This window comes from Pseudomonadota bacterium (genome assembly GCA_039193195.1).
Taxonomy (GTDB): Bacteria; Pseudomonadota; Gammaproteobacteria; order Steroidobacterales; family JBCBZW01; genus JBCBZW01.
The window spans coordinates 1-24,502 of the sequence record JBCCWS010000013.1 but is presented as its reverse complement, the minus strand read 5'-3'; the positions used below and the strand labels follow the sequence as shown (position 1 = coordinate 24,502).

Below are 24,502 nucleotides of genomic sequence, written 5' to 3'. Positions count from 1 at the left end.
CGGTCGGCGAGGGCTGGAGTAAGGAGCTGCTTTGCGAGCTGGGTAGGGGTGCGCTTGCCACTAGCGGCGAACCAGCATTGCGATAGCCAAGCACAGGGAAGCTACCCGGATCTTCTAACTCGTTATACCGAATAAAATCCTTAATTATGCCCGTCTTCCATTGGGATTTGTCGCTGCGGATCAATTTCAGCAACAACACCATAATTGTCGGTTACCCGCTGAAGTCGTACCCAATGCTTCGAATTCTGAATATCTACAACCAGCTTATTCGTGCCCGCCCCATAGCTAATACTCACTCGCGACTTGCCAGTTTCCTCGCATGCACTCGTTACGATTACGTAGCTTCCGGTAGCACTGTCCATTACTGAGCCGTCACTCAGTGAGCAGTCGACACCTGGTAACAGAGGAAATCTCAGACGAGCGGGGTCTTCGGCTAGCAATTGGTTGACAAATCGATGGATGTTCTCTGTGTTGATCTGTACAAGTCGAGTTTGCTGAATACGGAAGGCATTAAACGAGAGGGGGTTCTCGTCGTTGAGCGCGAAGGCTTCAAGATATTCTTCACTGCTTGTATTTGGTTCCTCGAAGGCGAGCGCGTAGTCTCTGAGATCAATCGCGGGTGCCGTATCGTCTGACTCTTGGTCATCGCTTCCGGTCACGGGTTCGAGGGAGTCTAGTGAAGCTTCTTGTGCTTGCGTGACCGTCTCTACAGTAGCTGAAGGCAAGCGGACCGCTTCATCAGAGCCGATGGGCGACGAGCCGTGTTTTCCTGCCAAGAAAGTCAGCCCGACTAAACCAGTCAACAGGGTCAATGAAATTGCAATTGTTCTCATCAACAAGCTCTCAATGCTAGATGCTACGCAGTACTCCGCTGCGTACTTTGATGATTCGATAGGTGCTGATAAGAGACGGGGGTGATAGGGAGCTATCTTTAACGTTGAGTCAGTAATATGTCATGCGCAGCGGGGAGATATCTTCGATGCAACATCTATCGGCTAATACCTATCCGTACAAGGGTCCAGCCTATCCGGGGCTCGTAGAGTCTCATCGAGGGGTGTCGAGCTCTAGCTTCAGCGTCTCCACAGTTACTCGATTTCTCCTATTGGTGAAGATCAAACGAAATACTGTTGCCGGACAGGTGGCGAAGAAGGTGCGGATGTAGACTCAGGACTTCCTGAGGCATAGGCAGGAGGCTGGCTACTTGGAGCATCGAGAAGGAAAGAAGCACTTAACGGCTTTAGAAAAGAGGGCTGGGGGTGAGCTTCGTGTGAGTAAGCGTTTCGGGCCCTATTTCGCTTGGCCAGCCGATCTATCTCTCTGACACCGGGAGGCCGTAGGCCGTCCGGATACACGGATTGCGCTCTCGCCTCTGTAGTGTTGGTACCGGGAGGGGGACTCGAACCCCCAAGCCCTCGCGGACAGCGGATTTTGAATCCGCCGCGTCTACCAATTCCGCCATCCCGGCAAGGCGGGCAAAATTACAGCCTTGGCAGGGACCTGTCCAGACCGGTTGCGCCGCAGCATCGGTGCGGCCCGGGAACTTCCTGAAGCGATTCGTTCTCGAAGCAGCGACCTTTCCCCGACTCGTAGCATCAAAATAAAGATGTCTAGATTCAGCCAGGAAATACCCGCCCATCAGGTGGCGGCGGCGGCGGCCGGGGACGCCAGGGCGCAGGAAGCGATCTATCGCACCTTCTGCGATGCGGTGTATTCCCTGGCCAGCCGGTTGCTCGGCCGGCCGGACCTGGCGGAGGAGATTCTGCAGGACACCTTCGTCGAGGTACTTCGCCACCTCGGCAAGTTCCGCGGCGATGCGCCCCTCGGTGCCTGGATCCGCAGCATCGCGGTAAACAAGTGCCTCATGCACTTCCGCTCCGCCTGGGTCCGCTACAGCCGCAGCGGAGAGGAGATGTGGGACCTGCTGCAGCACACGCGCGATGGCGCGCCCGCCGCGCAGGCCAGCACGGACCTCGAAGGGGCGATGGCGCATCTCACGCCGACGGCCCGGGCCGTCGTGTGGATGTATGACGTCGAGGGCTACACCCATCGCGAGATTGGCGCGATGATGGGCAAGACCACCAGCTTTTCCAAGTCCCAGCTGGCGCGCGCGCACAAGCGCCTTCGCGACGCGCTGGATGATCAGGCGGGAGCGGCGACGTGCACGCAAGCCTCCAGCAGCTTCTGAGTATTCGCGATGGGGCACCGGTAGACGCCGATTGCCTAGCGCACGTCGCCGAGTGCCGCCACTGCCAGCGCGAGCTGGAGCAGCTCGAGTGCGTCACGCGCAACCTGCGGGCGCTGCCCGACGACGAGGCGCCCGAGTCGGCTTGGGCCGAGATCCGCGCTCGCTTGCGCCAGGATACGGGCACTAGTCACCCCCGCAGTGCCGGCTGGCGACAGGTGCTAGCAGCGCCCTTCCGTGGTGGCTTGGGCGTGCGGCAAGCGCTGCTCGAGGGCATGCTCGCCAGTGTCGTCGCGGTGCTCGCGGTGGTGTGCCTGCGTCTTTGGACGGCTGATCTGCAGGAGGCACAGCGCAAGCTGAGCGCGGGAATTCCATTGGATTCCGCGCAGTTCCCTACCACGCCGGCGAACTACGCTGGCTTTGACGAGCTTTTGTCTACCCGGTGGCTCCAGGAGCATCGCTTGGAGTCTATGGGCGGAAATTCCGGACTAAACGTGGACAATCAGGCTCGCATTGACGAGCTCAAGAGCCGCATCGCGATGCTCGATTATTATTGTCTCAACGAGAAAAATTTGACGCCTGAGGAGCGTTACTCCATCGATCTCAAGCGTAGTCGCCTAATGGACGAACTCTTGGACGCCTACGGTGCTCCGGTGCCAGTGCGGACAAAGTTCGAATTACCCCGATAGGCGTATTCTAGCTTTCATGCCCTCCTCACATGCCTAGGCTGCAGCGCATGCGTATTTTGGGAGTCGGGTTGGGGCTTGCGCTCCTAGCGGTGCTTCTGATGACCGCTGGTGGGCAAGGCGGCCAGATCTCGCCGGACTCAGCGTGGCAGGCATCCCTCCGCGCGCCCGACGTCACATTCTCCGCACCCGGTACGAACCGCGCCCCCCGCCTTGGGACTGAGATGAATCTTGGTGAGCAGGCGGTTGAAGAGATCGTCCAGCGGGCACTACTAAACGTAGAGCGTCAGCTGCTAGAGAACGAGCATCGTGCGGTGCTTGGGATCGTCGCGGGTGAGCCGACGGTTACCGGCGTACGAGTGACCGGGGTGACCCCAGACGGGCCTGCTCAGCAGGGCGGTTTGCGTAGCGGCGACGTCATCCTGGCCATCGACGGTACGGCGCTCGAGGACGATGGCGTGAGCAACCCCGTGGAGCAGCTCGTGGCCGTGCTGCAAGGCGCGGCGCCGGGTGACTCGGTCAGCCTGCACTACAAGCGGGCCGATGCCATTACGTACGCCGACGTGGTGCTCGGCGATTTGGCCGACCTGCCAGGCACGGCGCGGCAGCACTCCACAGACCGTTGGTACGCGCTCGAGCTCACCGCGATGACCGTTGAGCTCGGGCGTTACTTTGGCACCGATGAAGGGTTGCTGATCACGCGTGCGCCAGACCATACGCCGCAGCTACAGGACGGCGACGTACTCCTTCGCATCGATGGGCGCACGCCTCGTACGGCGGAGCATGCGCGTGCCATCCTCACGTCGTACCGCTTGGGCGAGGCCCTAGCGTTGAGCGTGGTCCGTGATGGGTCGCAGATCGAGGTGGCCATAGGCGAGGTCGCCAGTGCCCCGGTGGCCGTTCCGACAGAGTCGTTCCCGACCCCACCTCTCGTGGCCCTCGAAGCTCTGGACGCCTGCGTAATGCGCCGCTTGTAGCGGTCTGCCCCGATCCCTAGGTACGCTGTGCGCCCATGCAGCGTTCTGATTTCGCCTACCAGTTGCCCGACGAGCTCATCGCGCAGGCGCCCCCGCCCAACCGTTCCGACGCACGCCTTCTCACCCTAAATGGTGCCGACGGGCACGTGTCAGATCGTGCGATTCGGGACCTGCCCGAGTTGCTAGGTGCTGCTGACCTGCTGATCTTCAACGACACGAGGGTCGTGCCGGCGCGCCTCTATGGCCGTAAGGCCAGTGGGGGCAGAGTAGAGCTATTGCTCGAGCGTGCTTTGGACGAGCGCCGCGTCCTCGCCCAAATGAAGGCGAGCAAGCCGCCCGCGCCCGGTGCCGTGCTCACCATGGAGGGCGGGGCTGAGGTGCAGGTCAGGGACCGCCAGGCCGGGGGGCTCGTCGAGTTCGTCTTCGATCGGCCAGCACTCGCCTATTTCGAGGCGCACGGTCACATGCCCTTGCCGCCTTATGTGCAGCGCCCGGATGATGCCCAGGATCGCGAGCGGTACCAGACCGTGTTCGCGGACAAACCGGGGGCAGTCGCTGCGCCTACCGCCGGTCTTCACTTCGATGCGCCCCTGCTGGCGGCCCTGGAGGCGCAGAGGATCGAGCGACGTACCCTCACGTTGCACGTGGGCGCCGGGACTTTCCAACCGGTACGCGTGGATGACCTAGACCACCACGTGATGCACGAGGAGCGGGTGTTCATCGACGAGGGACTGCGCCAGGCGATCGCCGCCTGCTGGGACAGGGGCGGTCGCGTGGTGGCCGTGGGAACCACCGTGGTGCGCGCCCTCGAGAGCGCGGCCGGTGAGGATGGGTTACCCAAGCCCGGCGCGCGTAGCACGCGCCTGTTCATTCGACCGGGCGGCCACCGCTTCGCGACCGTCGACCTCATGCTCACCAACTTTCACCTCCCCGAGTCCACCCTGCTGATGCTGGTGTGCGCCTACGCCGGCCGGCGCCATACACTGGCGGCCTACGCGCACGCGGTGCGCGAGCGTTACCGCTTTTTCAGCTACGGCGACGCCATGCTCGTGAGCCCGCAGCCTGAGCAACGCCGAGAACGTCGCGCGTCATGATTCCGCGCAGCATGCACTATGCGCGCCTTGGCCAGGACGGGGCCGCTAGACGAGGCCGGCTAACCTTCACGCGCGGCGAGCACACCAGCAGGGTCGAAACGCCTGCCTTCATGCCCGTGGGTACCTACGGCACGGTGAAGGGCATGACTGGGGAGGAGCTCATCGATCTCGGTGCGCAGATGATCCTCGGCAACACCTTCCACCTCATGCTGCGCCCGGGCGAGGCCACCGTAAGAGCGCACGGCGGCCTGCACGGGTTCATGCACTGGAAGGGCCCGATCCTGACCGATTCCGGTGGTTTTCAGGTGTGGTCTCTCGCGGCCATGCGCAAGCTGTCGGAGGAGGGTGTGCGCTTCCAATCGCCGGTGGACGGCAGCCCCTGGATGCTCACCCCCGAGCGCTCCATGCAGGTGCAAAGGGACCTGGGCGCGGATGTGGTGATGGTGTTCGACGAATGCACCGATTACCCCGCCAGCGAGGCGCAGGCGCGGGTGTCGATGGAGCTTTCCCTGCGTTGGGCGGCTCGCTCTAGGGAAGCCCATGCGGACAATCCGGCTGCGCTGTTCGGCATCGTCCAGGGCGGGATGTTCGAAGGCCTTCGCGAGCGCTCGGCCCGTGGCCTGCGCGATATCGGCTTCGACGGCTATGCTGTGGGAGGGCTCTCCGTGGGAGAGTCGCAGGAGGAGCGCCTGCAGGTCCTCGATTGCACCGTGCCGCTGCTGCCGCAGGAGCAGCCCCGCTACCTGATGGGGGTAGGCACGCCGGAGGATCTCCTGGAGGCCGTTGCGCGCGGCATCGACATGTTCGACTGCGTGATGCCCACACGTCACGCGCGAAACGGTTATCTATCCACTTCCCGCGGCACCTTGCGCATCCGCAATGCACGCTATGCCGAGGACCTACGACCGCTGGATCCGGAGTGTGAGTGCTATACCTGCAGCAACTACAGTCGGGCCTACCTGCGCCACCTCGCGCGCTGCAACGAGATCCTCGGCGCCCGCCTGAACACCATCCATAACCTGCATTTCTACCAAACCCACATGCGACGCATACGCGAGGCCATTGAGGCCGGCCGCCTCGCGCAGTACGCCGAGGCGTATCGGGCAGGGGTGGCGCGCGGCGTCGAGTGATTCTCCGCTAACGCTTGAAATATTCGGGCCCGGCACAAGAAGAGGGATATGGCATACTTGCGGGCTTTCTGCCTGCACCTCGAAGGTCACTCATGGATTTCCTGATCAGTCCCGCGCTGGCCCAGGGGGCCGAGGCGCCCGCTGGTAGCGTCTTCGGCACGCTCCTGTTCCCGATTCTCCTCATCGTCATCTTCTACTTCCTGATCATCCGGCCGCAGCAAAAGCGCGCCAAGGAGCATCGGGACATGGTGGAGTCGGTCGCCGTCGGCGCCGAGGTGGTCACCAGCGGCGGGGTGCTCGGAAAGGTCACCAAGGTAGGGGATCAGTTTTTCACGGTGGAAGTGGCAGACGGCGTGGCCATCCGAGTGCAGAAGCACGCGGTCGGTGCCGTCATGCCCAAGGGCACGGTGAAGGGCGCATGAGACAGAACCACACGCCGAGTTGGCTCCTCGGCTTGGTCGTAGGAGTGATGGTCCTTGGCATCCTCTTCGCGCTGCCGAACCTCTTCGGTGAAGATCCGGCGATCCAGCTGACGCCCGCCGACGGGTCTGCGCCGCCCGAAGCCGTGGTGGCCGACGTGGAGGATTTCCTCCAGGGCGAGGGACTGCCCTACGACCAGGCCCGTCTCGTTGACAGCAAAACCGTCATGGTCACCTTTGAGGACACGGCGGCCCAGGGAGATGCCCTCGATCCCCTGCGCGACCGTTACCGTGACGGCTACATCACCGCGCTGACGACCATGCCACGTATGCCGGACTTTATGCGCGCCTTAGGTCTGCGACCCATGGCTCTAGGGCTCGACCTGCGCGGTGGCGTGCACTTCCTGTTCGAGGTCGATCTGGAGGTGGCGCTCGAGAAGTTTATAGAGCAATCGGAAGGGACCTTCCGCCAGGTCCTGCGCGAGGCCAACGGTCGCCAGGGAATTCGCAGCCAGGGCTACGAGGTGATCGAGGAAACCAACACGATCATCTACAAGTTTCGCGATCGGGAGACGGCAGTGGAAGCCGAACGCGAGATGCGCCAGATCAGTACTGAGTTCGACTACCTCATCGGCAACTCGCCGGACGGTGGCGCGTTTGTCAGCGCCACTATGAACGAGGCGGCGCTCGCGGCGCTGCAGGCGCGCTCGATCGATCAGAACCTCACTACCTTGCGCCGGCGCGTGGACAGTCTCGGGGCGGCTGAGCCCCTGATTCAACAGCAAGGTCTGAACCGCATCGTGGTGGAGTTGCCGGGCGTGCAAGATCCGGCGGCGGCAGAGCGGATCATCGGCGCCACGGCCACCGTAGAATTCCGCCTGAACGATACGGAAGGCGATGCCAACGCAGCGGCCAGAGGGGAGCGCGTGCCGTTCTCCAGCCGCCTCTACTACCACCGCGACGGCTTCCCCGTGCTGCTCAAGCGCGAGGTGATCGCAAGCGGCGACAACCTCACCAGCGCCACCTCCACCGTGAGCTCCAGCGGCGGCGGTCCGGCGGTGAGCGTCAACCTCGATCAGCGCGGCGGCAACCGCATGCTGCGCGCCACCACGGAGAATGTGGGTAAGCCCATGTCCGTGGTGTACATCGAGAGCGAGCGCAAGGAGGTAGAGCAGGACGACGGAACGATCGATATGGTCACCGAAGAGAATCGTGAGGTGATTAGTATCGCAACGATCCAGGGCGTGTTCTCGAACCGCTTCGAGATCACCGGCCTGAATCCCACGGAGGCCTCGACGCTGGCCACGCTGCTGAACGCCGGCTCCCTGGCCGCGCCAATCTTCAAGGTTGAGGAGCGCACGATCGGCCCGAGTCTCGGTGAGCAGAACATCGCCCGCGGGCAGATGGCCATTCTCATCGGCTTCGTCGCCGTGGTCATCTTCATGGCGCTGTACTACCGCATGTTCGGCCTGTTCGCGAACGTTGCCCTGTTCGCTAACCTAGTGCTCATCGTGGCCCTGCTCTCCGTGTTGCCGGCAGCGCTGAGTCTGCCCGGTATCGCGGGCATCGTGCTCACCGTGGGTATGTCCGTGGATGCTAACGTGCTGATCTTCGAGCGAATACGCGAGGAGATACGCTCAGGGAACTCACCCCAGGCGAGCATTACGGCTGGATACGAGAAGGCTCTCAGCACGATTGCCGACGCTAACATCACGACGGCGATCGCGGCGCTCATTCTGGCCGTGTTCGGCACCGGGCCCGTGCGCGGCTTCGCCGTAACCCTCTTCATCGGTATCGGTACGTCCATGTTCACTGCCATCATTGGTACTCGGGTGCTGGTGAACGCCTGGTACGGGCGTCGCCAAGTCGACGCGCTGGCGATCTAAGGGGAAGCACCATGGAAATGTTCAAGAAGACCACCACTATCGACTTCCTCGGCGCGCGCCACATAGCGGTAGGGGTCTCCGCGCTGTTGATCGTGACGACCATCGTCTTGGTCGTAATGCGCGGCATCAACTTTGGTATCGACTTCACCGGCGGCGTGCTGGTGGAGGCAAAGTACCCCGAGCCCATTGAGCTCTCCACCGTGCGTGACGCACTGGCCAACGGCGGTATCGACGATTCGGTCGTGCAGTACTTCGGCGAGCAGAGCGACGTGCTAGTGCGCGTACAGCCAGATCCAGACCAAGACGGCGCGAGCGTCGGGGAGGCCGTGCGTGAGGCATTGCGCAGCGCGGACCCTGGCGTCCAGATTCAGCGAACGGAGTTTATCGGTCCGCGTGTCGGTGAGGAGCTGCGTGAGGACGGCGGCCTAGCGATGCTCTTTGCCTTGCTGCTGATCCTCGCCTACGTCACCTTGCGCTTCCAGTGGAAGTTCGCCTTGGGGGCCGTGGTAGCCCTCGTGCACGACGTGGTGATTACCGTTGGCTTCTTCGCCGCCTTTCAGGTGCCCTTCGATCTGCCGGTGCTGGCGGCCTTGCTGGCGGTGATAGGCTACTCATTGAACGACACGATCGTGGTGTTTGATCGTATCCGCGAGAACTTCCGCGCCCTGCGCAAGCGCACGTCGGTGGACGTGATGAACCTCTCGCTCAACCAGACGCTATCGCGCACCTTGATGACCAGTGGCACGACCCTGCTCGTGGTGCTGGCCCTGTATTTTCTCGGCGGCTCGGCGATCGACGAGTTCGCCCTGGCCTTGATCGTGGGTGTCGTGCTGGGAACCTACTCATCGATCTACGTGGCGAGCTCTGCAGCGCTCGCACTCAACGTCACGGCGGTGGATTTGCTGCCGCCGAAGGATGAGACGGATCCGGAACTCGAAGCGATCCCCTAGGGCGCTGGTCGCCGGGTCCGCTCAGCCCGCGGGGCGGCGCAGGGTGGGCGGCAAGTGCGGCGCGAAGGTCTTGAGCATCTCCGCGAAGACCTTGGGTGAGCCCGCCACGATGTTGCCGGTCTCGAGATAGCGCTCGTCGCCGGCGAAGGTGCCGACCAAGCCGCCCGCCTCGCGCACGAGCAGGGCGCCAGCGGCCATGTCCCAGGGATGCAGGCCCATTTCGAAAAAGCCGTCGTAGCGACCGGCTGCCAGGTAGGCAAGATCCAAGGCGGCCGCGCCGGGGCGTCGCAGGCCCGCGGTCTTCTCCGAGATGGCGCGAAACATGGCGAGGTAGGTGTCCATGTATTCTAGGTTCTGCGCGTAGGGGAAGCCCGTGCCGACTAGGGCTCCGTTGAGGTTGGTACGTCGCCCCACGCGAATGCGTCGGCCGTCGAGCTGCGCACCTTCCCCGCGCGAAGCGGTGAACAGCTCCTGGCGCGAGGGATCGTAGACCACGCCGTGCTGGAGCGCGCCGCGCTGCTGGAGGGCGATGGACACGGCGAACACGGGGAACCCGTGGAGGAAGTTGGTGGTGCCGTCGAGCGGATCAATGATCCACACGTTCTCTTCGCCACGTTCTTCGCCGATGCGACCGCTCTCTTCGCCGAGAAAGCTGTGATCGGGGTAGCTCGCGCGGATCGTGTCGATGATCTCCTGTTCGGCCAGGCGATCTACTTCACTTACGAAATCGTTAGGTTGCTTCTCGTGAATGGTGAGCTCGTGCAAGCGCGGCAAAGCGCGCATGATAATTTCACCCGCCCGGCGGGCGGCGCGAATGGCGATGTTGAGATGCGCGTGCATGGCGGAGGAGGGCTCACCTTGAAAGAAGCGGGGGCAAGGATAGCAGATGGCTCAGACTGATCCGGTGCGTGAGCGCCTGACGCGGGTGGCCGTGGTGCTGGTCGATACCTCCCACCCGGGCAACATCGGTGCGGTCGCTCGGGCGAGCAAGAACATGGGTATCCACTGCCTGCGCTTGGTGCGGCCACGGCAGTTTCCCCACGCGGATGCCACCGCGCGGGCCTCGGGTGCCGACGATCTGCTGGCGCGGGCAGAGGTCTTCGATACGCTCGAAGAGGCGATCGCCGACGCCGCGCTCGTGTACGGCGCGAGTGCTCGCCGTCGAAGCCTCCAATGGCCGGAGCAAAACGCGCGCGAGGCGGCCCGGGAGATCCTCAGCAAAGAGGCGCAGGTGAGCGTCGTCTTCGGCAACGAGCGCTCTGGCCTTAGCAACGCCGAACTGGATTGTTGCCATCGATTGCTGCACATCAGTGCGAATCCTGAGTACAGCTCCCTGAACCTTGCGATGGCCGTGCAGGTGGTGACCCATGAGCTGCGGATGGCGGCGACTGCGGGTTACGGGGCAGGGGACGATGGGCGGGTCGAAGCGCCGTTCGCGACATCTGCCCAGGTAGAAGCGCTCTACGAGCACTACCAGCGCACGCTCACGGCCACGGGGTTTTTGAACCCCGACAACCCCCGCCACCTCATGCGTCGCCTGCGTCGGCTCTACAATCGCGTGGGGCTGGACGATAACGAAGTGCAGATCTTGCGCGGTATCCTCTCCGCCCACGATGCGGCATTGGCCGCCGCTGGCGGCCGGTCTGCAGGGGAAGACGACTCACGTGATCGCTGACCCCGCACACCCGATATACCTCGACTATGCGGCGACCACCCCGGTGGACCCGCGCGTCGCCCGCGCAATGGCGGCGGCGTTGGAGCAGAGCTGGGCGAACGCGGCGAGCGGGCATATGCTTGGCCGCCGCGCCCGGCAGACGATCGAACAAGCACGCCAGCAGGTGGCCGTCTGCGTAGGTGCCGACGCCGACGAGATCGTATTCACCTCCGGTGCCACGGAGGCGGTCAACACGGCCATCGCCGGCGTCGCCCGCGCTGGCCTCGCACGGGGCCAGGCGCACGTGGTCACTACCCTGATCGAGCATCAGGCCACCCTCGCCATATGTGCGCAGCTGGAACGCGAGGGAGTTAGGGTGACGCGGCTGGCACCGGATAGCGATGGTCTGCTGCCCCCGCAGCGGCTGCTCGATGCCTTACGCGAGGAGACCTGCCTGGTGTCGCTCACCCACGTGAACGGCGAGATAGGCACCGTGATCGATCTGCCTCGCCTGGCCGCCGCGTGTGCCGAGCGTGGCGTGCCGTTGCACGTCGATGCGGCCCAGAGCGCTGGCAAGTTGCCGATCGATCTGCGTCAGCTACCGGTGGATCTGCTGTCGCTCTCGGCGCACAAGCTGTACGGCCCCAAGGGCGCCGGCGCCCTCTACGTGCGCAAGCGACCGACGCGCGTGTTGCTGCAGCCCCTCGTGTTCGGCGGTGGTCAGGAGGGGCGGGTCCGCGGCGGCACCCTGGCCACGCACCAGATCGTTGGTCTGGCGACTGCCCTCACTTTGGCATGTGAGGAGCGCGAATCTGAGCAGACCCGCCTCGCACAGCTGCGCGATGAGCTCTGGCAGCGCTTGCATCTGCTCGGGGGCGTGCACCTGAACGGCCATCCGACGCAGCGCGTGGGTGGCCACCTCTCCGTTAGCATCGAGGGTGTGGAAGGGGAGAGCTTGCTGTTGGCCTTGGAGTCCCTCGCCCTGTCTCGGGGGGCAGCCTGCAGCGCGCTCACCGGTGAGCCGTCCTACGTGTTGCGGGCGCTTGGGCGCGATGACTTCCTGGCGGCAAGCACCCTTCGAATCACCATGGGTCGTCCCACCACGGGCGAGGAAGTGAGGTTCGCAGCCGAGCACATTCATGCCCAGGTCACGCGTCTGCGCGGCCTGTCGCCAGCGGTCGTGGGCGAGGGTTGATGGACGCCGATCCCTACGGTCCACGCGTTCGCGAGCTGTTCCAGCGCAACCCAGGGGCCGGGCGCCTACAAGGTGAAGGTGTTTGCAGTGGGCGCGCCGGAGGAGCACAGCATGGCGCCGAGGTCGTGCTCTGGCTGCGCGTGCTTGAAGGCACGATCCAGGAGGCGCGATATCAGGTGCTTGGGTGTCCCCATACCATGGCGGCTGCGGCCAGCGTGGTGGAGCTGCTGGTCGGACAGTCCGTTACCTCGGCGAAGGTGGACGCCGCGCGGATCGCCGAGTCTCTGAACCTCCCGGCGGAGAAGCTCGGCCGCGTGCTCATGCTCGAGGATGCGCTGGAGAATGCCCTCGCGGGCCGAATTCCGGCCTAGGCACCGGATCGCGACGCTACCCGGTCCTGGGTGATACCCTATGGGGTCAACTTTTTCTATCCGAGACCAGGAGCAGAACGCGATGGCAATTACCCTATCCCCCTCCGCTGCGGATCGGGTTCGCGCTCACGTCAGCCGCGAGGGGCGCTTCGGCATCCGCCTCGGGGTGCGCAAGAGCGGCTGCACCGGCTATGCCTACGTGCTCGAGTACGCTGACGCAGCCGACCAGAACGACGTGGTCTTCGACCACGACGAGGACGTGCGCGTAGTGGTGGATCGCGACAGCCTCGAGTTTCTCGACGGCACGGAGGTGGATTTCATCAAGCAGGGCTTGAATGAGATGTTCACGTTCCGTAACCCGAACGTGACCAGTGAGTGCGGCTGCGGCGAGAGCGTCGGCTTCGCCTGAGCGTGCTGGCTCACCTGCCGAGCGCGCGGTAGACTCCGCGCCGCCGACCGGCCCGCGCCCTTAGGCGGGCACCTCACCAACCCGTAATCTTGTGACTTATCCGAGTGCCTCCTGCCTGAGGGGCTCGGTGTAAAGGAGACCCCCATGGCAGTCGAACGGACGCTTTCCATCATCAAGCCCGACGGTGTGGCCAAGAACCTTATCGGCAAGGTCTACACGCGCTTCGAAGACGCAGGCCTGACCATTATCGCCGCCCGTATGATGCAGCTAACGCGCGCGCAGGCTGAGGGTTTCTACGCCGTACACAAGGAGCGGCCCTTCTTCGGGGAGCTCGTGGAGTACATGATGTCCGGCCCCGTGGTCGTGTCCGTGCTAGAAGGGGAGAACGCGGTCTCGCGCCACCGCGAGATCATGGGCGCTACTGATCCCGCCGAGGCCGATCCCGGCACCATCCGTGCCGACTTTGCCGAGAGCAAGGGCGTCAATGTGGTGCACGGCTCCGACGCGGCCGGTACGGCTGCCCAGGAGATCGACTACTTCTTCCAGGACGGCGAACTCTGCCCGCGCTAAGGCGCGAGCGGCGTTCCTAAGTCGGTCTGACGGCGAGCACGATGGAGGCGCGGCTGAACCTGCTGGGGCTGCCGCGTGGCGAGCTCGAGGCCTGGTTCGGCGAGCTTAGCGAGAAGCCTTTTCACGCGCGCCAGGTGATGCGTTGGATCTACCGCCGCGGCGTGGCGGACTTCGATGCAATGACCGACCTTTCCAAGTCCCTCCGCGCTAAGCTACGCGAACGCGCCGTGGTGCAGGCGCCGCCCGTGCGCAGCGAGCACGTGGCCCGCGACGGCACGCGCAAGTGGCTCTTCGACGTCGGCGGTCAGGCGATCGAAACCGTCTTCATTCCCGAGTCCTCACGGCGCACCCTGTGCATCTCGAGCCAAGTCGGCTGTGCCCTGGACTGTTCCTTCTGCGCCACCGGAGCCCAGGGGTTCAATCGCCATCTCACCACCGCCGAGATCGTCGGCCAGGTCTGGTACGCCAACCGCGAGATGCTGGCTGACTATCGCCACGACGAGCACCCGGTCACGAACGTGGTGCTGATGGGCATGGGTGAGCCCCTTGCCAATTATCGCAACGTGTTGCCAGCGCTGCAGATCATGCTGGAGCCTATGGGATTCGATATCTCCCGTCGGCGCCTCACGCTCAGCACCTCAGGCATTGTGCCCAACATTCGCAAGCTCGGTCAGGATTGCAACGTGGCCCTGGCGGTCTCCCTGCACGCGCCCGATGATGCCCTGCGCGATGAGATCGTGCCGATCAATCGATCCTATCCGATCGCCGAGCTGCTCGACGCTTGCTGGCACTACGCCTCTGAACAGACCGGGCGTCACATCACCTTCGAGTACGTCATGCTCGACGGTGTCAATGACAGTGATAGTCACGCGCGCGCACTCATTAGGCTATTGCGCGGCAAGCCCGCGAAGGTGAATCTGATTCCGTTCAATCCCTTTCCGGGAACGCAATACCAACGATCGCCGGACTCGCGAGTGACCGCATTCCGCAATAGCCTACTCAACGCGTCGGTCACCGCGACCATTCGCCGTACGCGCGGCGATGATATCGATGCGGCCTGCGGCCAGCTCGCCGGTGAGGTGCAGGACCGAATCACGGCACGCCTCGGCGCCAAGCGCATTCCCGTTAGCGTGGAGCATCGCCAATGATTCGCTCGCCTGCGCCATGCTGTGTGCTGCTATTGGCGAGCGCGCTGTTCGCCCTCACCGGATGCATCACGACCACGGACAACCCCTCGCCGGTAGAGGAGTCGCCGTCGGAGGCCGCTTCCTTCAACGTCCAGCTCGGCGCCAACTACCTGCGCCAAGGCAACCTCGAGCTGGCCAAGGAGAAGATCGAGAAGGCCCTCGAGCAGGACCCGGAGCTGCCTCTGGCGCACACCTACGCGGGCTTGCTCTTCGATCGACTCGGGGAAGCCGAGCGTGCAGAGGGGCACTATCGAACGTCGTTGAAGCTCCAGCCGGACGATTCGGTGACCCTCAACTTGTTCGGCGCCTACCTGTGCCGCCAGACCATGGCCGAACAGGCGGAGCGCTACTTCCTGGCCGCCACGCGGGATCCCTTGTATCGAACGCCTGAGGTGCCCTACACCAACGCTGGCGTGTGCTTGGCGGGAGCTGGGCTGCTCGAGCGCGCCGAGTCCTACTTTCGTCGTGCCCTCGACGCCAATGGGCGCTACGGCGACGCCTTGTGGCAGATGGCGCGCCTTAGCGATCAGCGCGGTCGTTCCCTGCAGGCGCGCGCCTTCTTCCAGCGCTACGCCGAGGTCAATAGCTTGAACGCCCAAGCGCTCTGGCTGGGCGTGCGCATCGAGCGCTCCTTGGGCGACAAGTCCAGTGCTCAGCGCTACGCGGATCGGCTGCTGAGCGAGTTCCCGGACTCGGTCGAAGCGCGCCAGCTATTGGACACGATGGAAAATACCTAGCCAATCGACCGGCGCTGCGCTCGAGGGGGCGCCGGCAATGCACTGACGAGACGTACGGAACACGCATGGCCGAATCGGAGACGCCGCAGGACGCTGCTGTCCCGGCTGACAAAGAAGACGCGAGTGGCAAAGAGGGGCCAGGGCACACCCTGCGCGCCGCGCGCGAAGCTCGGGGGCAGAGCGCCGCAGATGTTGCGCGCAACTTGTGCCTGGAGCTGCGTCTCGTGCAAGCGATCGAGGACGATCGCTACGAGGAGTTCGGGGCAGCGGTCTTTGCCCGGGGCCACGTACGTCGTTACGCCCAGTCCCTCGACATGGACGCCGATGCGATCTTGCGCAGCTGGGACGAGCGCAATTCGAGCGCGCCGCCGCCAACGGTGCCAGACCCGAAGGTGGCGCCGGTCGCCGAACGCTCGAGCGGCATGCCCGTCCTGCTGATCGCGGTGGTCGTGGCCGCCCTGGCCGGCGGGGCAGGGTTCGTCTGGTGGTGGCTTCACCCGCCGCCCTCGGGCAACGAGCCCGTTGCAGCAGCGCCATCTACGTCGCTGCCGGAGGCCGCGCCGCCGCGATCGTTCCCGGCGAGTGCTGCTCCGGCCACGACACGCAACCAATCTCTGGACAAGGCGCTCGAGAGCGCAGCCACGGCCATTGAGACGACCGTTGAGAACCTGGATTCGCCGACGGAGCAGGCAGCGCAAGATGAGCTCGCTGCGTTGACCGAGCGCGCACCCGCGACGTTGCCGGCGTTGCCTGCCGAGGCGGCGCCGGCGGGCGCATCCGCGGTCGTGTCCGAGACCCAGCCGGCTGCTGACAGTGGCGGGGTCGACGTGGCCCAGGCCATCGCCGCGGCCGGTCCGTCACCGGTCGGCGCGGGCGAGGAGGTGGCGTTGCGCTTCATATTCGACGAATCCTGCTGGGTAAGCGTGCGCGATGCCACGGGGCGTACCCTGATGCTCGGTCTGCGAGAACCGGGGACGGTCAACGACCGCACCGGCGTGCCCCCTATCAACGTGACCTTGGGGCGCTACCCCGGTGTGCGCATCGAGGTGGACGCTCAGCCCTTCGAGGTACCCCCGAGCGGCATCGACGGGGCGATCGCTCGCTTCGAGATCCCGGCGCCATGAAGAGTATCCAGTCCGTGCGCGGTTTCCGCGACCTACTGCCGCCGAACACGGCCACCTGGCGCTGGCTGGAGCAGGTAGTCACCGACACGCTGATTACCTACGGCTACCAGGAGATACGCCTGCCATTGCTAGAGCGAACGGAGTTGTTCGCTCGCTCCGTCGGCGAGCACACCGATATCGTTGAGAAGGAGATGTACACCTTTCCCGATCGTGACGGGGACCAGCTTAGCCTGCGCCCAGAAGGCACGGCGGGCTGCGTGCGCGCGGGTATCCAAAATGGGTTGCTCCACAATCAGCGCCAGCGCCTGTGGTACCACGGACCGATGTTTCGCCACGAACGGCCCCAGCGTGGTCGCTACCGACAGTTCCACCAGATAGGGGCGGAGACCTTCGGCTTTCCCGGTCCGGACATCGACGCAGAGCTGCTGATCCTCACCCAGCGCATCTGGCAGCGCCTCGGCCTGAAAGGCCTTCGGCTGGAGATCAATTCGCTCGGCACGGTGGCTTCGCGGGCGGCCTACCGCGACGTGCTGGTGGAGTATTTCTCAGCCCATCGCGAGCGTCTCGATGAAGACAGCCAGCGGCGCCTAGGCACCAATCCGCTGCGAATACTCGATAGCAAGAACCCCCAGATGGCCGAAGTCGTGGCCGCTGCGCCGCAGCTGACGGAACATCTCGACTCGGAGTCGGTCGATCATTTCGACGAACTCAAGGCCCTACTGGAGCGGGTCGGGATAGAATACGCGGTCAACCCGCGGCTCGTGCGTGGGTTGGATTACTACACACGCACGGCCTTCGAGTGGTTGACGGACCAGCTCGGCGCGCAGGCGGCGGTTTGCGCTGGGGGCCGCTACGACGGGCTGGTCGAGGTGATCGGCGGCCGAGCGACGCCAGCCGTTGGCTGGGCGATGGGGCTGGAGCGCGTCGCGGAGCTAATCGAGCTTGGCGCGCATGAGGCACCCGCGCTCGCGCCCCAGGTATACGCGGTGGCCGTGGGCGAGGGCACGGCCCAGCCCATGCTGCGTCTGGCCGAAACCTTGCGCGATCAACTGCCCGAGCTGCGTCTCGTCCAGCACTGTGGCGGGGGCGGGTTTAAGGCACAGCTGAAGGCGGCGGACCGCAGCGGTGCGGCCTACGCACTGATCATGGGCGAGCAGGAGCTCGAGCGCGATGAGGTGGCGTTGAAGCCGCTGCGCGAAGGTGGCGGCGAGCAGCGCAGCGTGGCAACGGCCGCTTTGGTCGACGCCTTGCGCGAGACGATCGAATAGAGAACAGCGCACGCGGCCCCCTGGCGGGCTCGCGGCACTAGCAGGAGTATTAGGCGTGGTCGATGAGATGATGACTGACGAGGAGCGCGCAGAAGCGCTCAAGCGATGGTTCCAGGAGAATGGAGCGGTCCTCGTCATGGGTGTGGTGGTCGGCCTCGGTGGCCTGTTCGGCTTCCAGTGGTACAAGGACAGCCGCGAGAGCAATTTGGAGGCCGCCTCTATCGTGTACCAGGACGTGCTCGACGCTCTCGAGCGTGAAGACCTGGACCAAGTGCAAAGCTTGGCCGCCCAGCTGGGAGAGCAATTCGCCTCCAGCCCCTACGAGACCCAGGCCCTGTTCGCTGCCGCCCGCCTGCAGGTGGATGCCGGTGACTTGGCAGGTGCGGCGGGCACGCTCGAGCGAGCGATTGCTGAGGAGAGTGACGGCTCGATCGTGGAGGTGGGCCGTAGCCGCCTGGTGCGCGTGCTGCTGAGTGATGAGCGCGCGCGGGAGGCGCTCGCGCTCCTCGATGCCAACGCGCCTAGCGAGACCTTCAAGCCCCGGCATTTGGAGCTGCGCGGCGATGCCCTATCTCAGCTCGGTCGCACGGAGGCGGCGCGCACGGCCTACACGGACGCCCTAGCAGTGTTAGCAAGCAGCGGCGCGAGCAGCAGCGGCGCCCTGGAGCTGAAGCTGGCGGCCCTGGGACCTGCACCCGAGGTCGATACGGACGTCACCGAGTCTGCTGCTGACGATGCGGAGTCCTGAGTTCGCGACCCGCTGGCTCGCCATCGCCGCCAGCGCGCTGGTGCTGGCGATGGGCCTGGCCGGTTGCGGTGGTAACAAGATCAACGAGGACCTGCTGCCCACTGCGCTGGTCGATCTGAAAGACCCCTTACGCGTGAAGCGCTTGTGGTCAGCGAAGGTCGGTGGAAGCGGTGAGAGCCTCAATCTCCAGCTGCGCCCCGTCTCTGACGGCACGCTCGTGTACGCCGCCGGCCACAACGGCGAAGTGCACGCCTTCGATGCTCGCAATGGTGAGCGTCGTTGGTCGTCCCAGACCAAGCTGCCCCTCGCCGCCGGACCCGGATACGGCGATGAGCGCCTCGCCGTCGGTTCCAACGACGGCGATCTCGCCGTGCTCAACGCCACTGACGGCACCGTCCTGTGGCAGCGGAACATCGGCGCAGAGGTGCTGGCCACGCCGTTGATCGTCGGTGGGCTGGTGGTCGTGCGCACGGTGGACGGTCGCCTATTGGCGCTCGATGTGGAGGACAGCATCGAGCGCTGGGTCGTCAAGCGCGAGGTGCCGGCGTTGAGCCTACGCGGCAACGCAGCGCCCGCTGCCAGCGGCACGCGCGTGGTCGCCGGCTTCGATGACGGTTCCGTGCTGGCCACGGAGCTGCGCACGGGCGAGATCATCTGGGACGTCTCCTTCCTGCCCGAGGGGGGGCGCACGGTGATCGACCGTTTGGCCGATATCGATGCGGACATTCGCGTGGTGGGCGATGACGCCTACGTCCTCGGCTATCAGTCTCAGTTGGCGCTTCTCTCGGTGCCTACCGGGCAGATCGCCTGGACCCTGGAAATCTCCGGTCATCAGCGGCCCGGCCTGGACTGGAGTCGCATTTACATCACCGACGATGAAGGTAACGTGCGGTCCGTCGATCGCTCTAACGGCGCCAACCGGTGGGTCAACCAAGACCTGCGTCGGCGCAAGACCACCGGTCCGGTCACCTCCGGGCGCTACGTCGTGGTGGGTGATTTCGAAGGCTACCTGCACTGGATCGATTACGAGACGGGGCTAATCGTGGCGCGTGAGCGTCTTGGCGACACCCCCATCAGCGCATCGCCGACGGTGCTCGATGAGTTGGTATTCGTGCAAACCGACAGTGGCAGCCTGCACGCGCTGGCCCTGCGCGACGAGAGCTAGGAAACCTCTGCGCAAATCCGCCCACCATTGCTGCGTACCGGCAACGCGCTCAGCGCGTGGCGCACATCTGTCCGTAGGCAGGGCTAGCGAAGCCGCGCGACTTGCATCGCTGGTTGTAGGTTGTCGGCAGCTCGACCCATGCAACGCGCCGTTGGCGCACGTCATGCCGCACCGGCGCCATCGAGCGGCAGGCTGATGCTGCCCGTTATCGCCTTAGTCGGCCGGCCAAACGTGGGCAAGTCGACTCTCTTCAATGCCCTGACCCGCACGCGAGATGCTCTGGTGGCGGACTACCCTGGCCTTACGCGCGACCGCCAGTATGGCTACGGACGTATCGGCCCGCGACCCTACATAGTGATCGATACGGGTGGCCTGTCGGGGGAGCAAGATGGCCTAGATGGCTTGATGGCCGAACAGACCCTACGTGCCCTGGATGAAGCGGACGCGGTGCTCTTCGTCACCGATGCCCGCGAAGGCTGCACCGCAGCTGATGAGCAAGCCGCCGCGCTTCTGCGCCGCCGCGCGCAGTGCTTATGGTTAGTCGTGAATAAGGCGGAGGGTCTGGCGCACGAGATGGCCGCAGCGGACTTCCAGCGGTTCGGCATCGCGGACGCGGCCTCCATTTCTGCGGCTCACCATCAGGGCTTGCGTGCGCTGATGGAGGCAGTGATCAGCGAGCTCCCCGAGGAAGGTGCTGCGCCGCAGACAGGCGATGCCAACAGCGAGCAGGGTCTGCTCTCCCGTCGCGATCCTGAGGCGATTCGTATCGCCTTGCTCGGGCGCCCGAACGCAGGCAAATCGACCCTCGTGAACCGGTTGCTCGGCGATGAACGTGTGCTCGCTAGTGACACGCCGGGCACCACGCGCGACGCCGTATGCATTCCCTTCGAGCGCCACGGCCAACGCTTCGAGTTGGTGGATACGGCCGGCGTCCGTCGCCGCTCGAAGGTAAACGAGACTATCGAGAAGTTCAGCGTGGTGAAGACGCTGCAAGCCGTGGAGAACGCGAACGTCGTGATCGCTATGGTCGATGCACGGGTAGGGGTCACGGACCTCGATGCGAACCTTTTGGGTTTGGCCCTCGAGCGCGGCCGAGCCACGATAGTGGCAATCAACAAGTGGGACGGTCTTTCACCGGATAAGCGAGACGACGTGCGACGGCAGATCGACGTGAAGCTGCCGTTTCTCGATTTCGCACCACGCCACCTCATCTCTGCCCTGCACGGCACAGGTGTGGGCGATTTGCTCGGCTCGGTGCGCAAGGCGTTCTCCGCAGCTGTGCGCGAGCTTGGCACGGCGGAGGTGACCCGCGCCCTGGAAGATGCCCTGCAGGCGCATCCGCCACCCACGGTGCGCGGGCGCCGACCTCGCTTGCGCTATGCCCATCAGGGCGGGCGCAACCCACCGATCATCGTCATTCACGGCACCCAGGCAGATCGCCTGCCGCGTAACTACCAGCGTTACTTAGTGAATTTCTTCCGCGATCGCTTTCAGCTGCAAGGCACGCCTGTGCGGGTGGAGTTGCGAACGACCGACAACCCCTTTGCCGGGCGGCGCAACAAGCTCACTCCGCGCCAGGAGGCCAAGCGCAAGCGGCTCATGAAGCACGTAAAGCAGAAAAAGAAGTAGCTGTAGGCGCGTTACGTTGCATGGACCGCATCCCGCGCACGCACGTGTACACTGCCGGTAGGGGACGTCAGGCAGGGTGCTTGGCGCTCGGCCAGCTCGCCAAGGAGGCACCCGCGATGGCGATATCCCGCGATGAGATTCCGCTCGTTCCGCTCGAGCAGTCACCGGCGGTCGTGCGTGTGCCGATCTCCCTAATGACGTCCGCGCGCGTCTGCTTGCTCGTGGGGATGGCGCTTGCTGCTGCGCTGACCTCGATGGTGGCCGTAGGGGCTGCTGATGACTTTGCCGATCCCGAACTCGCGAACCTCTTGCGCTTTATGGGCGTTGTGAAGCTTGGGCTCAGTCTCCTGGTAGCTGCCGGTGTGTGGTGGCGCCTCGGCGCGGAGGTGGATGTTGCTCAGGCTGCGGCGTACGTCGCGGGCGCAACGTTGCTGCTGTCGACGGCCCTGCTCATCGTGATGTTGGTTCGCGTGCCGCAGGCGGCGGCGGCCTACCATGGCGCCGCATTCGCAACCCTGGCCCTCGCTTTTCAAGACCGTGACCTTGTGAATTTATTAGTTAGGTGAGTGGTTTCACCGTCTATCGCTAGCCGTCTGCCGCTCGTCGATTACGTAGATGGAATTCACCTAAAACCATTCTTCCTTTGCTCTCGAAACCTCTGCCCGACACCCTTTGTTTGTCTTTGAGGAGGTTTAGATGAGCTACTCCACGACCGCCAGTACGCCCTGGTGGCGCCACTTCGCCACGATGGCGCTCGCGTCCGTTCTGGTCTTCGGCACCGCCGGCTGCGATATCTTCGATGACGACGATGATGACGACGAGGAAGAAGTCGTCGACGACGGCGACGACGGTGGTGAAGACCCCGTTGGTACCGCACTCGCGCGTGTGTTCCACGCAGTTGCCGATGCGCCGGACGTCGATGCACTCGCCGATGGCAACGTAGTCTTCGAAGACATTGCGTTCAAGGCGGGCACGGCCTTTGCCGAGGTGGATGCGGTCACCACCGAGTTCTCCGTCAACGCGCTGACCGCGGGCGGAGAGGTCACCGTGATCATGCCGACGGCCGTGGAGCTTTTGGCAGACACGGAATACACGATCGCCGCGATCGGTTCGGTGGCGACCATCGCCCCGATCGTGATCGCCAACCCCGTGGCCCCCGTCACCGCAGGCAACGTGCGCGTGCAAGTCGTGCACGCCTCACCGGATGCCCCTGCAGTGGACGTATTCGTCACAGCGCCTGATGCGGACCTCGCGGCAGCTGGCGACCCGCTCACCTCCTTCGAGTTCGGTGAGTTCACCGGTCAGGTGGAAGTGCCTGCGGGCGATTACCAGATCCGTGTCACCCTCGCCGGTGACATCGCCAGCGTCGTCTTCGACTCCGGCACGATTAGTCTGACCGCTGGACTCGACCTGCAGATCTACGCGGTCAACAACACCGCCACCGGCGCCGCCCCAATCACCCTTGCTGCGATCGATGCCTCGGGCGCCCTGCCGGACGGAATCGAAGTGTTTGATACCGCTACGCCGGCGTCTCTGCGCGTCGTGCACGCCTCGCCCGACGCTCCGCCAGTGGATGTAGTGGTCAACGATGATTTCGACAACCCCGCCGTGAGCGAGCTGGCCTTCCCAGCCTTCACCGACTTCCTTGATGTCGCGCTCGAGGCAGGTGATCCGAGCATTGGCATCAACGTGAAGGTCACGCCGGCCGGCAACACGATGGCGGTCAACGGTGACGGCATGGGCGACGATGTCGATCTCGAGCGCGGTGTCGAGTACACGGTGCTCGCCACGGGGCTGCTTGCCGACTTCTCGCTGCTGGTGCTCGAAGATGACGATCGCCCGATCGCGACGGACGCGCGCGTGCGCATCGTGCACGGCTCGCCCGCCGCAGGTGAGGTCGATATCTACGTCGCCGCACCGCAGACGGATATCGCCACCATCGATCCGGCCTTTGCGGCCGTGCCCTTCCGCGCCGATACGGGCTACGTGCCGCTCGCACCGGGCGACTACGAGGTCACGGTCACGCCGACCGGTACCACCGATGCGGCGATTGGCCCGATCGTGATCACCGTCGAAGCAGGCGGCACCTACACGGCCGTCGCGCGTGATGCGCAGGGCGGTGGCGCGCCCCTCGGCTTGATCCTCTTCGACGACTTCGCCGACTGAGGCTGAGGGCCGCCGACCCGCTCCGGCGGCTGTGGTCTCCATGGTGTAAGGGGTGTCTGCCAACGGCGGGCACCCCTTTTTTTCATGGATCAGTTGGCTCAAGCCGTCCGGTGCGGAGTCGATAGACTTACCGGTGGACGTATATCCCCCACAGCAGCACCGCGTCGACGCCAATCAGAGCACCCACGATCCCAGGTTCCAGCGTCGATGCGTGGACCTGATGTTTGGCCAGACGCGAAGCGCTTACCTCTCGAATGGTTTCTGCCTGGCACGGCTGTTGATCAGCTTCTGGGGCACCGCGGATCACGCCTGGTTACTCACCTGAGCCGCCGTGGGCGTGCTGCTTCTGGTAATCCGAGAAATCCAGCTGCGCCGCTATGCTAGCCGGGGCGAGGCTCCCTTGCGCCTCGGTGCATGGACCCGTTGGCTGGAGATCTCCTCGTGCCTGAACGGATGCTACTGGGGAGCGGGTTGCGCCTTCTGGCACTTGTGGCCTCGCCATACCAGCTTCCGCTGATCGTGCTCATCGTGGGTGGTCTGCAGACCGGTAGCGTGCTCGCCCGTAGCTACCTATTGCGTGTCTTCGCGCTGTTTTGCTTGCCTCTGTTGGTGCTACTCGCTGAGCGTCCACCTTATTTTCCAAGCGGCCCACTAGCTAGTGTCCTGAGTTAGAAGTTCGTTGATGACTTCGCGGCACGTTTTCGCCCCTGAACACGGTGCTCCTCCTCCCGTGGGACCTGCCACGCTCGTCCTCGCGCCGCGCTCAGGGACAAAAACTCGCCTGCGAATTCATCAACGAACTTCCAACTCAGGACACTAGCCTGGATTATTCATGAGTCTTCTACTGCGGCCGCCGAGACACAGCAAAACACGGCGCGTGCTCGTTGCAGGTGCTCGACACGTACTGCTGAGTACGCCTGCGCGCCTTCCACTGCGCGCCACCCCGTGTTTTGCT

25 protein-coding genes and 1 tRNA gene are annotated in these 24,502 nt (G+C 64.3%); 23 read left to right on the top strand and 3 right to left on the bottom strand.

The features are described 5' to 3' along the window. Nucleotides 1-140 precede the first annotated feature (140 nt). Entirely contained in the window at nt 141-833 is a 693-nt protein-coding gene (locus AAGA68_12630) for a hypothetical protein (protein ID MEM9385902.1), read from the bottom strand. Nucleotides 834-1,378: 545 nt separating this feature from the next. Continuing rightward, a tRNA-Leu gene (locus AAGA68_12625) sits at nt 1,379-1,465 on the bottom strand. A gap of 138 nt (nt 1,466-1,603) precedes the next feature. Here AAGA68_12625 and AAGA68_12620 point away from each other — a divergent pair. From AAGA68_12620 to secF, 8 genes are all read left to right on the top strand, one after another. Further along, the gene (locus AAGA68_12620) at nt 1,604-2,185 is read left to right on the top strand and encodes a sigma-70 family RNA polymerase sigma factor (GenBank protein ID MEM9385901.1); all 582 of its coding nucleotides are present in this window, start codon (nt 1,604-1,606) and stop codon (nt 2,183-2,185) included. Next, complete coding sequence (locus AAGA68_12615; protein MEM9385900.1) at nt 2,158-2,871, top strand: hypothetical protein; 714 nt, start codon at nt 2,158-2,160, stop codon at nt 2,869-2,871. Before AAGA68_12620 ends, AAGA68_12615 begins: the two co-directional genes overlap by 28 nt. Nucleotides 2,872-2,918: 47 nt before the next feature. Continuing rightward, nucleotides 2,919-3,845: a PDZ domain-containing protein gene (locus AAGA68_12610; GenBank protein MEM9385899.1), complete on the top strand. Its 927-nt coding sequence runs from the start codon at nt 2,919-2,921 to the stop codon at nt 3,843-3,845. A 35-nt stretch (nt 3,846-3,880) separates the two neighbouring features. Next, a complete protein-coding gene (gene queA / locus AAGA68_12605; protein MEM9385898.1) occupies nt 3,881-4,939 on the top strand; it encodes a tRNA preQ1(34) S-adenosylmethionine ribosyltransferase-isomerase QueA in 1,059 nt (352 codons plus the stop codon). Between the two features lie 11 nt (nt 4,940-4,950). After that, complete coding sequence (tgt, locus tag AAGA68_12600; GenBank protein MEM9385897.1) at nt 4,951-6,069, top strand: tRNA guanosine(34) transglycosylase Tgt; 1,119 nt, start codon at nt 4,951-4,953, stop codon at nt 6,067-6,069. Nucleotides 6,070-6,161: 92 nt separating this feature from the next. Beyond that, nucleotides 6,162-6,491, top strand: a complete 330-nt coding sequence (yajC, locus tag AAGA68_12595; protein MEM9385896.1) for a preprotein translocase subunit YajC — start codon at nt 6,162-6,164, stop codon at nt 6,489-6,491. Beyond that, nucleotides 6,488-8,374 (top strand): protein translocase subunit SecD, encoded by a 1,887-nt coding sequence (gene secD, locus AAGA68_12590; GenBank protein MEM9385895.1) that lies wholly within the window; start codon nt 6,488-6,490, stop codon nt 8,372-8,374. Before yajC ends, secD begins: the two co-directional genes overlap by 4 nt. A gap of 11 nt (nt 8,375-8,385) precedes the next feature. Next, nucleotides 8,386-9,324, top strand: a complete 939-nt coding sequence (gene secF, locus AAGA68_12585) for a protein translocase subunit SecF (GenBank protein MEM9385894.1) — start codon at nt 8,386-8,388, stop codon at nt 9,322-9,324. A 21-nt stretch (nt 9,325-9,345) separates the two neighbouring features. Here secF and AAGA68_12580 read toward each other — a convergent pair whose 3' ends face one another. Next, entirely contained in the window at nt 9,346-10,164 is an 819-nt protein-coding gene (locus AAGA68_12580) for an inositol monophosphatase family protein (protein MEM9385893.1), read from the bottom strand. 46 nt (nt 10,165-10,210) lie between these two features. Here AAGA68_12580 and AAGA68_12575 point away from each other — a divergent pair, with 46 nt between their 5' ends. The 15 genes from AAGA68_12575 (at nt 10,211) to AAGA68_12505 (ending at nt 23,872) form a co-directional block, all read left to right on the top strand. Continuing rightward, a complete protein-coding gene (locus tag AAGA68_12575) occupies nt 10,211-10,999 on the top strand; it encodes an RNA methyltransferase (protein MEM9385892.1) in 789 nt (262 codons plus the stop codon). Then, complete coding sequence (locus AAGA68_12570) at nt 10,989-12,173, top strand: cysteine desulfurase family protein (GenBank protein ID MEM9385891.1); 1,185 nt, start codon at nt 10,989-10,991, stop codon at nt 12,171-12,173. The genes AAGA68_12575 and AAGA68_12570 overlap by 11 nt, the downstream gene beginning before the upstream one ends. Further along, a complete protein-coding gene (locus AAGA68_12565) occupies nt 12,173-12,544 on the top strand; it encodes an iron-sulfur cluster assembly scaffold protein (GenBank protein MEM9385890.1) in 372 nt (123 codons plus the stop codon). The genes AAGA68_12570 and AAGA68_12565 overlap by 1 nt, the downstream gene beginning before the upstream one ends. An 82-nt stretch (nt 12,545-12,626) precedes the next feature. Beyond that, on the top strand, nt 12,627-12,953 hold the full coding sequence (locus AAGA68_12560) for an iron-sulfur cluster assembly accessory protein (GenBank protein ID MEM9385889.1): 327 nt from the start codon (nt 12,627-12,629) through the stop codon (nt 12,951-12,953). 144 nt (nt 12,954-13,097) lie between these two features. Beyond that, a complete protein-coding gene (gene ndk, locus AAGA68_12555) occupies nt 13,098-13,523 on the top strand; it encodes a nucleoside-diphosphate kinase (protein ID MEM9385888.1) in 426 nt (141 codons plus the stop codon). A gap of 41 nt (nt 13,524-13,564) precedes the next feature. After that, complete coding sequence (gene rlmN, locus AAGA68_12550; protein MEM9385887.1) at nt 13,565-14,671, top strand: 23S rRNA (adenine(2503)-C(2))-methyltransferase RlmN; 1,107 nt, start codon at nt 13,565-13,567, stop codon at nt 14,669-14,671. Next, a complete protein-coding gene (pilW, locus tag AAGA68_12545) occupies nt 14,668-15,447 on the top strand; it encodes a type IV pilus biogenesis/stability protein PilW (protein MEM9385886.1) in 780 nt (259 codons plus the stop codon). Before rlmN ends, pilW begins: the two co-directional genes overlap by 4 nt. A 65-nt stretch (nt 15,448-15,512) precedes the next feature. Continuing rightward, a complete protein-coding gene (locus AAGA68_12540) occupies nt 15,513-16,571 on the top strand; it encodes a RodZ domain-containing protein (protein MEM9385885.1) in 1,059 nt (352 codons plus the stop codon). After that, nucleotides 16,568-17,839: a histidine--tRNA ligase gene (gene hisS / locus AAGA68_12535; protein MEM9385884.1), complete on the top strand. Its 1,272-nt coding sequence runs from the start codon at nt 16,568-16,570 to the stop codon at nt 17,837-17,839. The genes AAGA68_12540 and hisS overlap by 4 nt, the downstream gene beginning before the upstream one ends. A gap of 55 nt (nt 17,840-17,894) precedes the next feature. Next, the gene (locus tag AAGA68_12530) at nt 17,895-18,587 is read left to right on the top strand and encodes a tetratricopeptide repeat protein (GenBank protein MEM9385883.1); all 693 of its coding nucleotides are present in this window, start codon (nt 17,895-17,897) and stop codon (nt 18,585-18,587) included. Next, nucleotides 18,574-19,752, top strand: a complete 1,179-nt coding sequence (gene bamB / locus AAGA68_12525) for an outer membrane protein assembly factor BamB (protein MEM9385882.1) — start codon at nt 18,574-18,576, stop codon at nt 19,750-19,752. Before AAGA68_12530 ends, bamB begins: the two co-directional genes overlap by 14 nt. A gap of 195 nt (nt 19,753-19,947) precedes the next feature. Beyond that, the gene (gene der, locus AAGA68_12520; GenBank protein MEM9385881.1) at nt 19,948-21,381 is read left to right on the top strand and encodes a ribosome biogenesis GTPase Der; all 1,434 of its coding nucleotides are present in this window, start codon (nt 19,948-19,950) and stop codon (nt 21,379-21,381) included. A 116-nt stretch (nt 21,382-21,497) separates the two neighbouring features. Further along, entirely contained in the window at nt 21,498-21,947 is a 450-nt protein-coding gene (locus tag AAGA68_12515; protein ID MEM9385880.1) for a hypothetical protein, read from the top strand. 130 nt (nt 21,948-22,077) lie between these two features. Further along, complete coding sequence (locus AAGA68_12510) at nt 22,078-23,547, top strand: DUF4397 domain-containing protein (protein MEM9385879.1); 1,470 nt, start codon at nt 22,078-22,080, stop codon at nt 23,545-23,547. Between the two features lie 133 nt (nt 23,548-23,680). Continuing rightward, nucleotides 23,681-23,872 (top strand): hypothetical protein, encoded by a 192-nt coding sequence (locus tag AAGA68_12505; GenBank protein ID MEM9385878.1) that lies wholly within the window; start codon nt 23,681-23,683, stop codon nt 23,870-23,872. The last annotated feature ends 630 nt before the right edge of the window (nt 23,873-24,502 follow it).

What these genes read in the sequence shown, in the direction of transcription:
- AAGA68_12630 (MEM9385902.1), bottom strand. Translation starts at nt 833, where the DNA reads ATGAGAACAATTGCAATTTCATTGACCCTGTTGACTGGTTTAGTCGGG.
- AAGA68_12620 (MEM9385901.1), top strand. Translation starts at nt 1,604, where the DNA reads ATGTCTAGATTCAGCCAGGAAATACCCGCCCATCAGGTGGCGGCGGCG.
- AAGA68_12610 (MEM9385899.1), top strand. Translation starts at nt 2,919, where the DNA reads ATGCGTATTTTGGGAGTCGGGTTGGGGCTTGCGCTCCTAGCGGTGCTT.
- queA (MEM9385898.1), top strand. Translation starts at nt 3,881, where the DNA reads ATGCAGCGTTCTGATTTCGCCTACCAGTTGCCCGACGAGCTCATCGCG.
- tgt (MEM9385897.1), top strand. Translation starts at nt 4,951, where the DNA reads ATGCACTATGCGCGCCTTGGCCAGGACGGGGCCGCTAGACGAGGCCGG.
- yajC (MEM9385896.1), top strand. Translation starts at nt 6,162, where the DNA reads ATGGATTTCCTGATCAGTCCCGCGCTGGCCCAGGGGGCCGAGGCGCCC.
- secD (MEM9385895.1), top strand. Translation starts at nt 6,488, where the DNA reads ATGAGACAGAACCACACGCCGAGTTGGCTCCTCGGCTTGGTCGTAGGA.
- secF (MEM9385894.1), top strand. Translation starts at nt 8,386, where the DNA reads ATGGAAATGTTCAAGAAGACCACCACTATCGACTTCCTCGGCGCGCGC.
- AAGA68_12580 (MEM9385893.1), bottom strand. Translation starts at nt 10,164, where the DNA reads ATGCACGCGCATCTCAACATCGCCATTCGCGCCGCCCGCCGGGCGGGT.
- AAGA68_12575 (MEM9385892.1), top strand. Translation starts at nt 10,211, where the DNA reads ATGGCTCAGACTGATCCGGTGCGTGAGCGCCTGACGCGGGTGGCCGTG.
- AAGA68_12565 (MEM9385890.1), top strand. Translation starts at nt 12,173, where the DNA reads ATGGACGCCGATCCCTACGGTCCACGCGTTCGCGAGCTGTTCCAGCGC.
- AAGA68_12560 (MEM9385889.1), top strand. Translation starts at nt 12,627, where the DNA reads ATGGCAATTACCCTATCCCCCTCCGCTGCGGATCGGGTTCGCGCTCAC.
- ndk (MEM9385888.1), top strand. Translation starts at nt 13,098, where the DNA reads ATGGCAGTCGAACGGACGCTTTCCATCATCAAGCCCGACGGTGTGGCC.
- rlmN (MEM9385887.1), top strand. Translation starts at nt 13,565, where the DNA reads ATGGAGGCGCGGCTGAACCTGCTGGGGCTGCCGCGTGGCGAGCTCGAG.
- pilW (MEM9385886.1), top strand. Translation starts at nt 14,668, where the DNA reads ATGATTCGCTCGCCTGCGCCATGCTGTGTGCTGCTATTGGCGAGCGCG.
- AAGA68_12540 (MEM9385885.1), top strand. Translation starts at nt 15,513, where the DNA reads ATGGCCGAATCGGAGACGCCGCAGGACGCTGCTGTCCCGGCTGACAAA.
- hisS (MEM9385884.1), top strand. Translation starts at nt 16,568, where the DNA reads ATGAAGAGTATCCAGTCCGTGCGCGGTTTCCGCGACCTACTGCCGCCG.
- bamB (MEM9385882.1), top strand. Translation starts at nt 18,574, where the DNA reads ATGCGGAGTCCTGAGTTCGCGACCCGCTGGCTCGCCATCGCCGCCAGC.
- der (MEM9385881.1), top strand. Translation starts at nt 19,948, where the DNA reads ATGCTGCCCGTTATCGCCTTAGTCGGCCGGCCAAACGTGGGCAAGTCG.
- AAGA68_12515 (MEM9385880.1), top strand. Translation starts at nt 21,498, where the DNA reads ATGGCGATATCCCGCGATGAGATTCCGCTCGTTCCGCTCGAGCAGTCA.
- AAGA68_12510 (MEM9385879.1), top strand. Translation starts at nt 22,078, where the DNA reads ATGAGCTACTCCACGACCGCCAGTACGCCCTGGTGGCGCCACTTCGCC.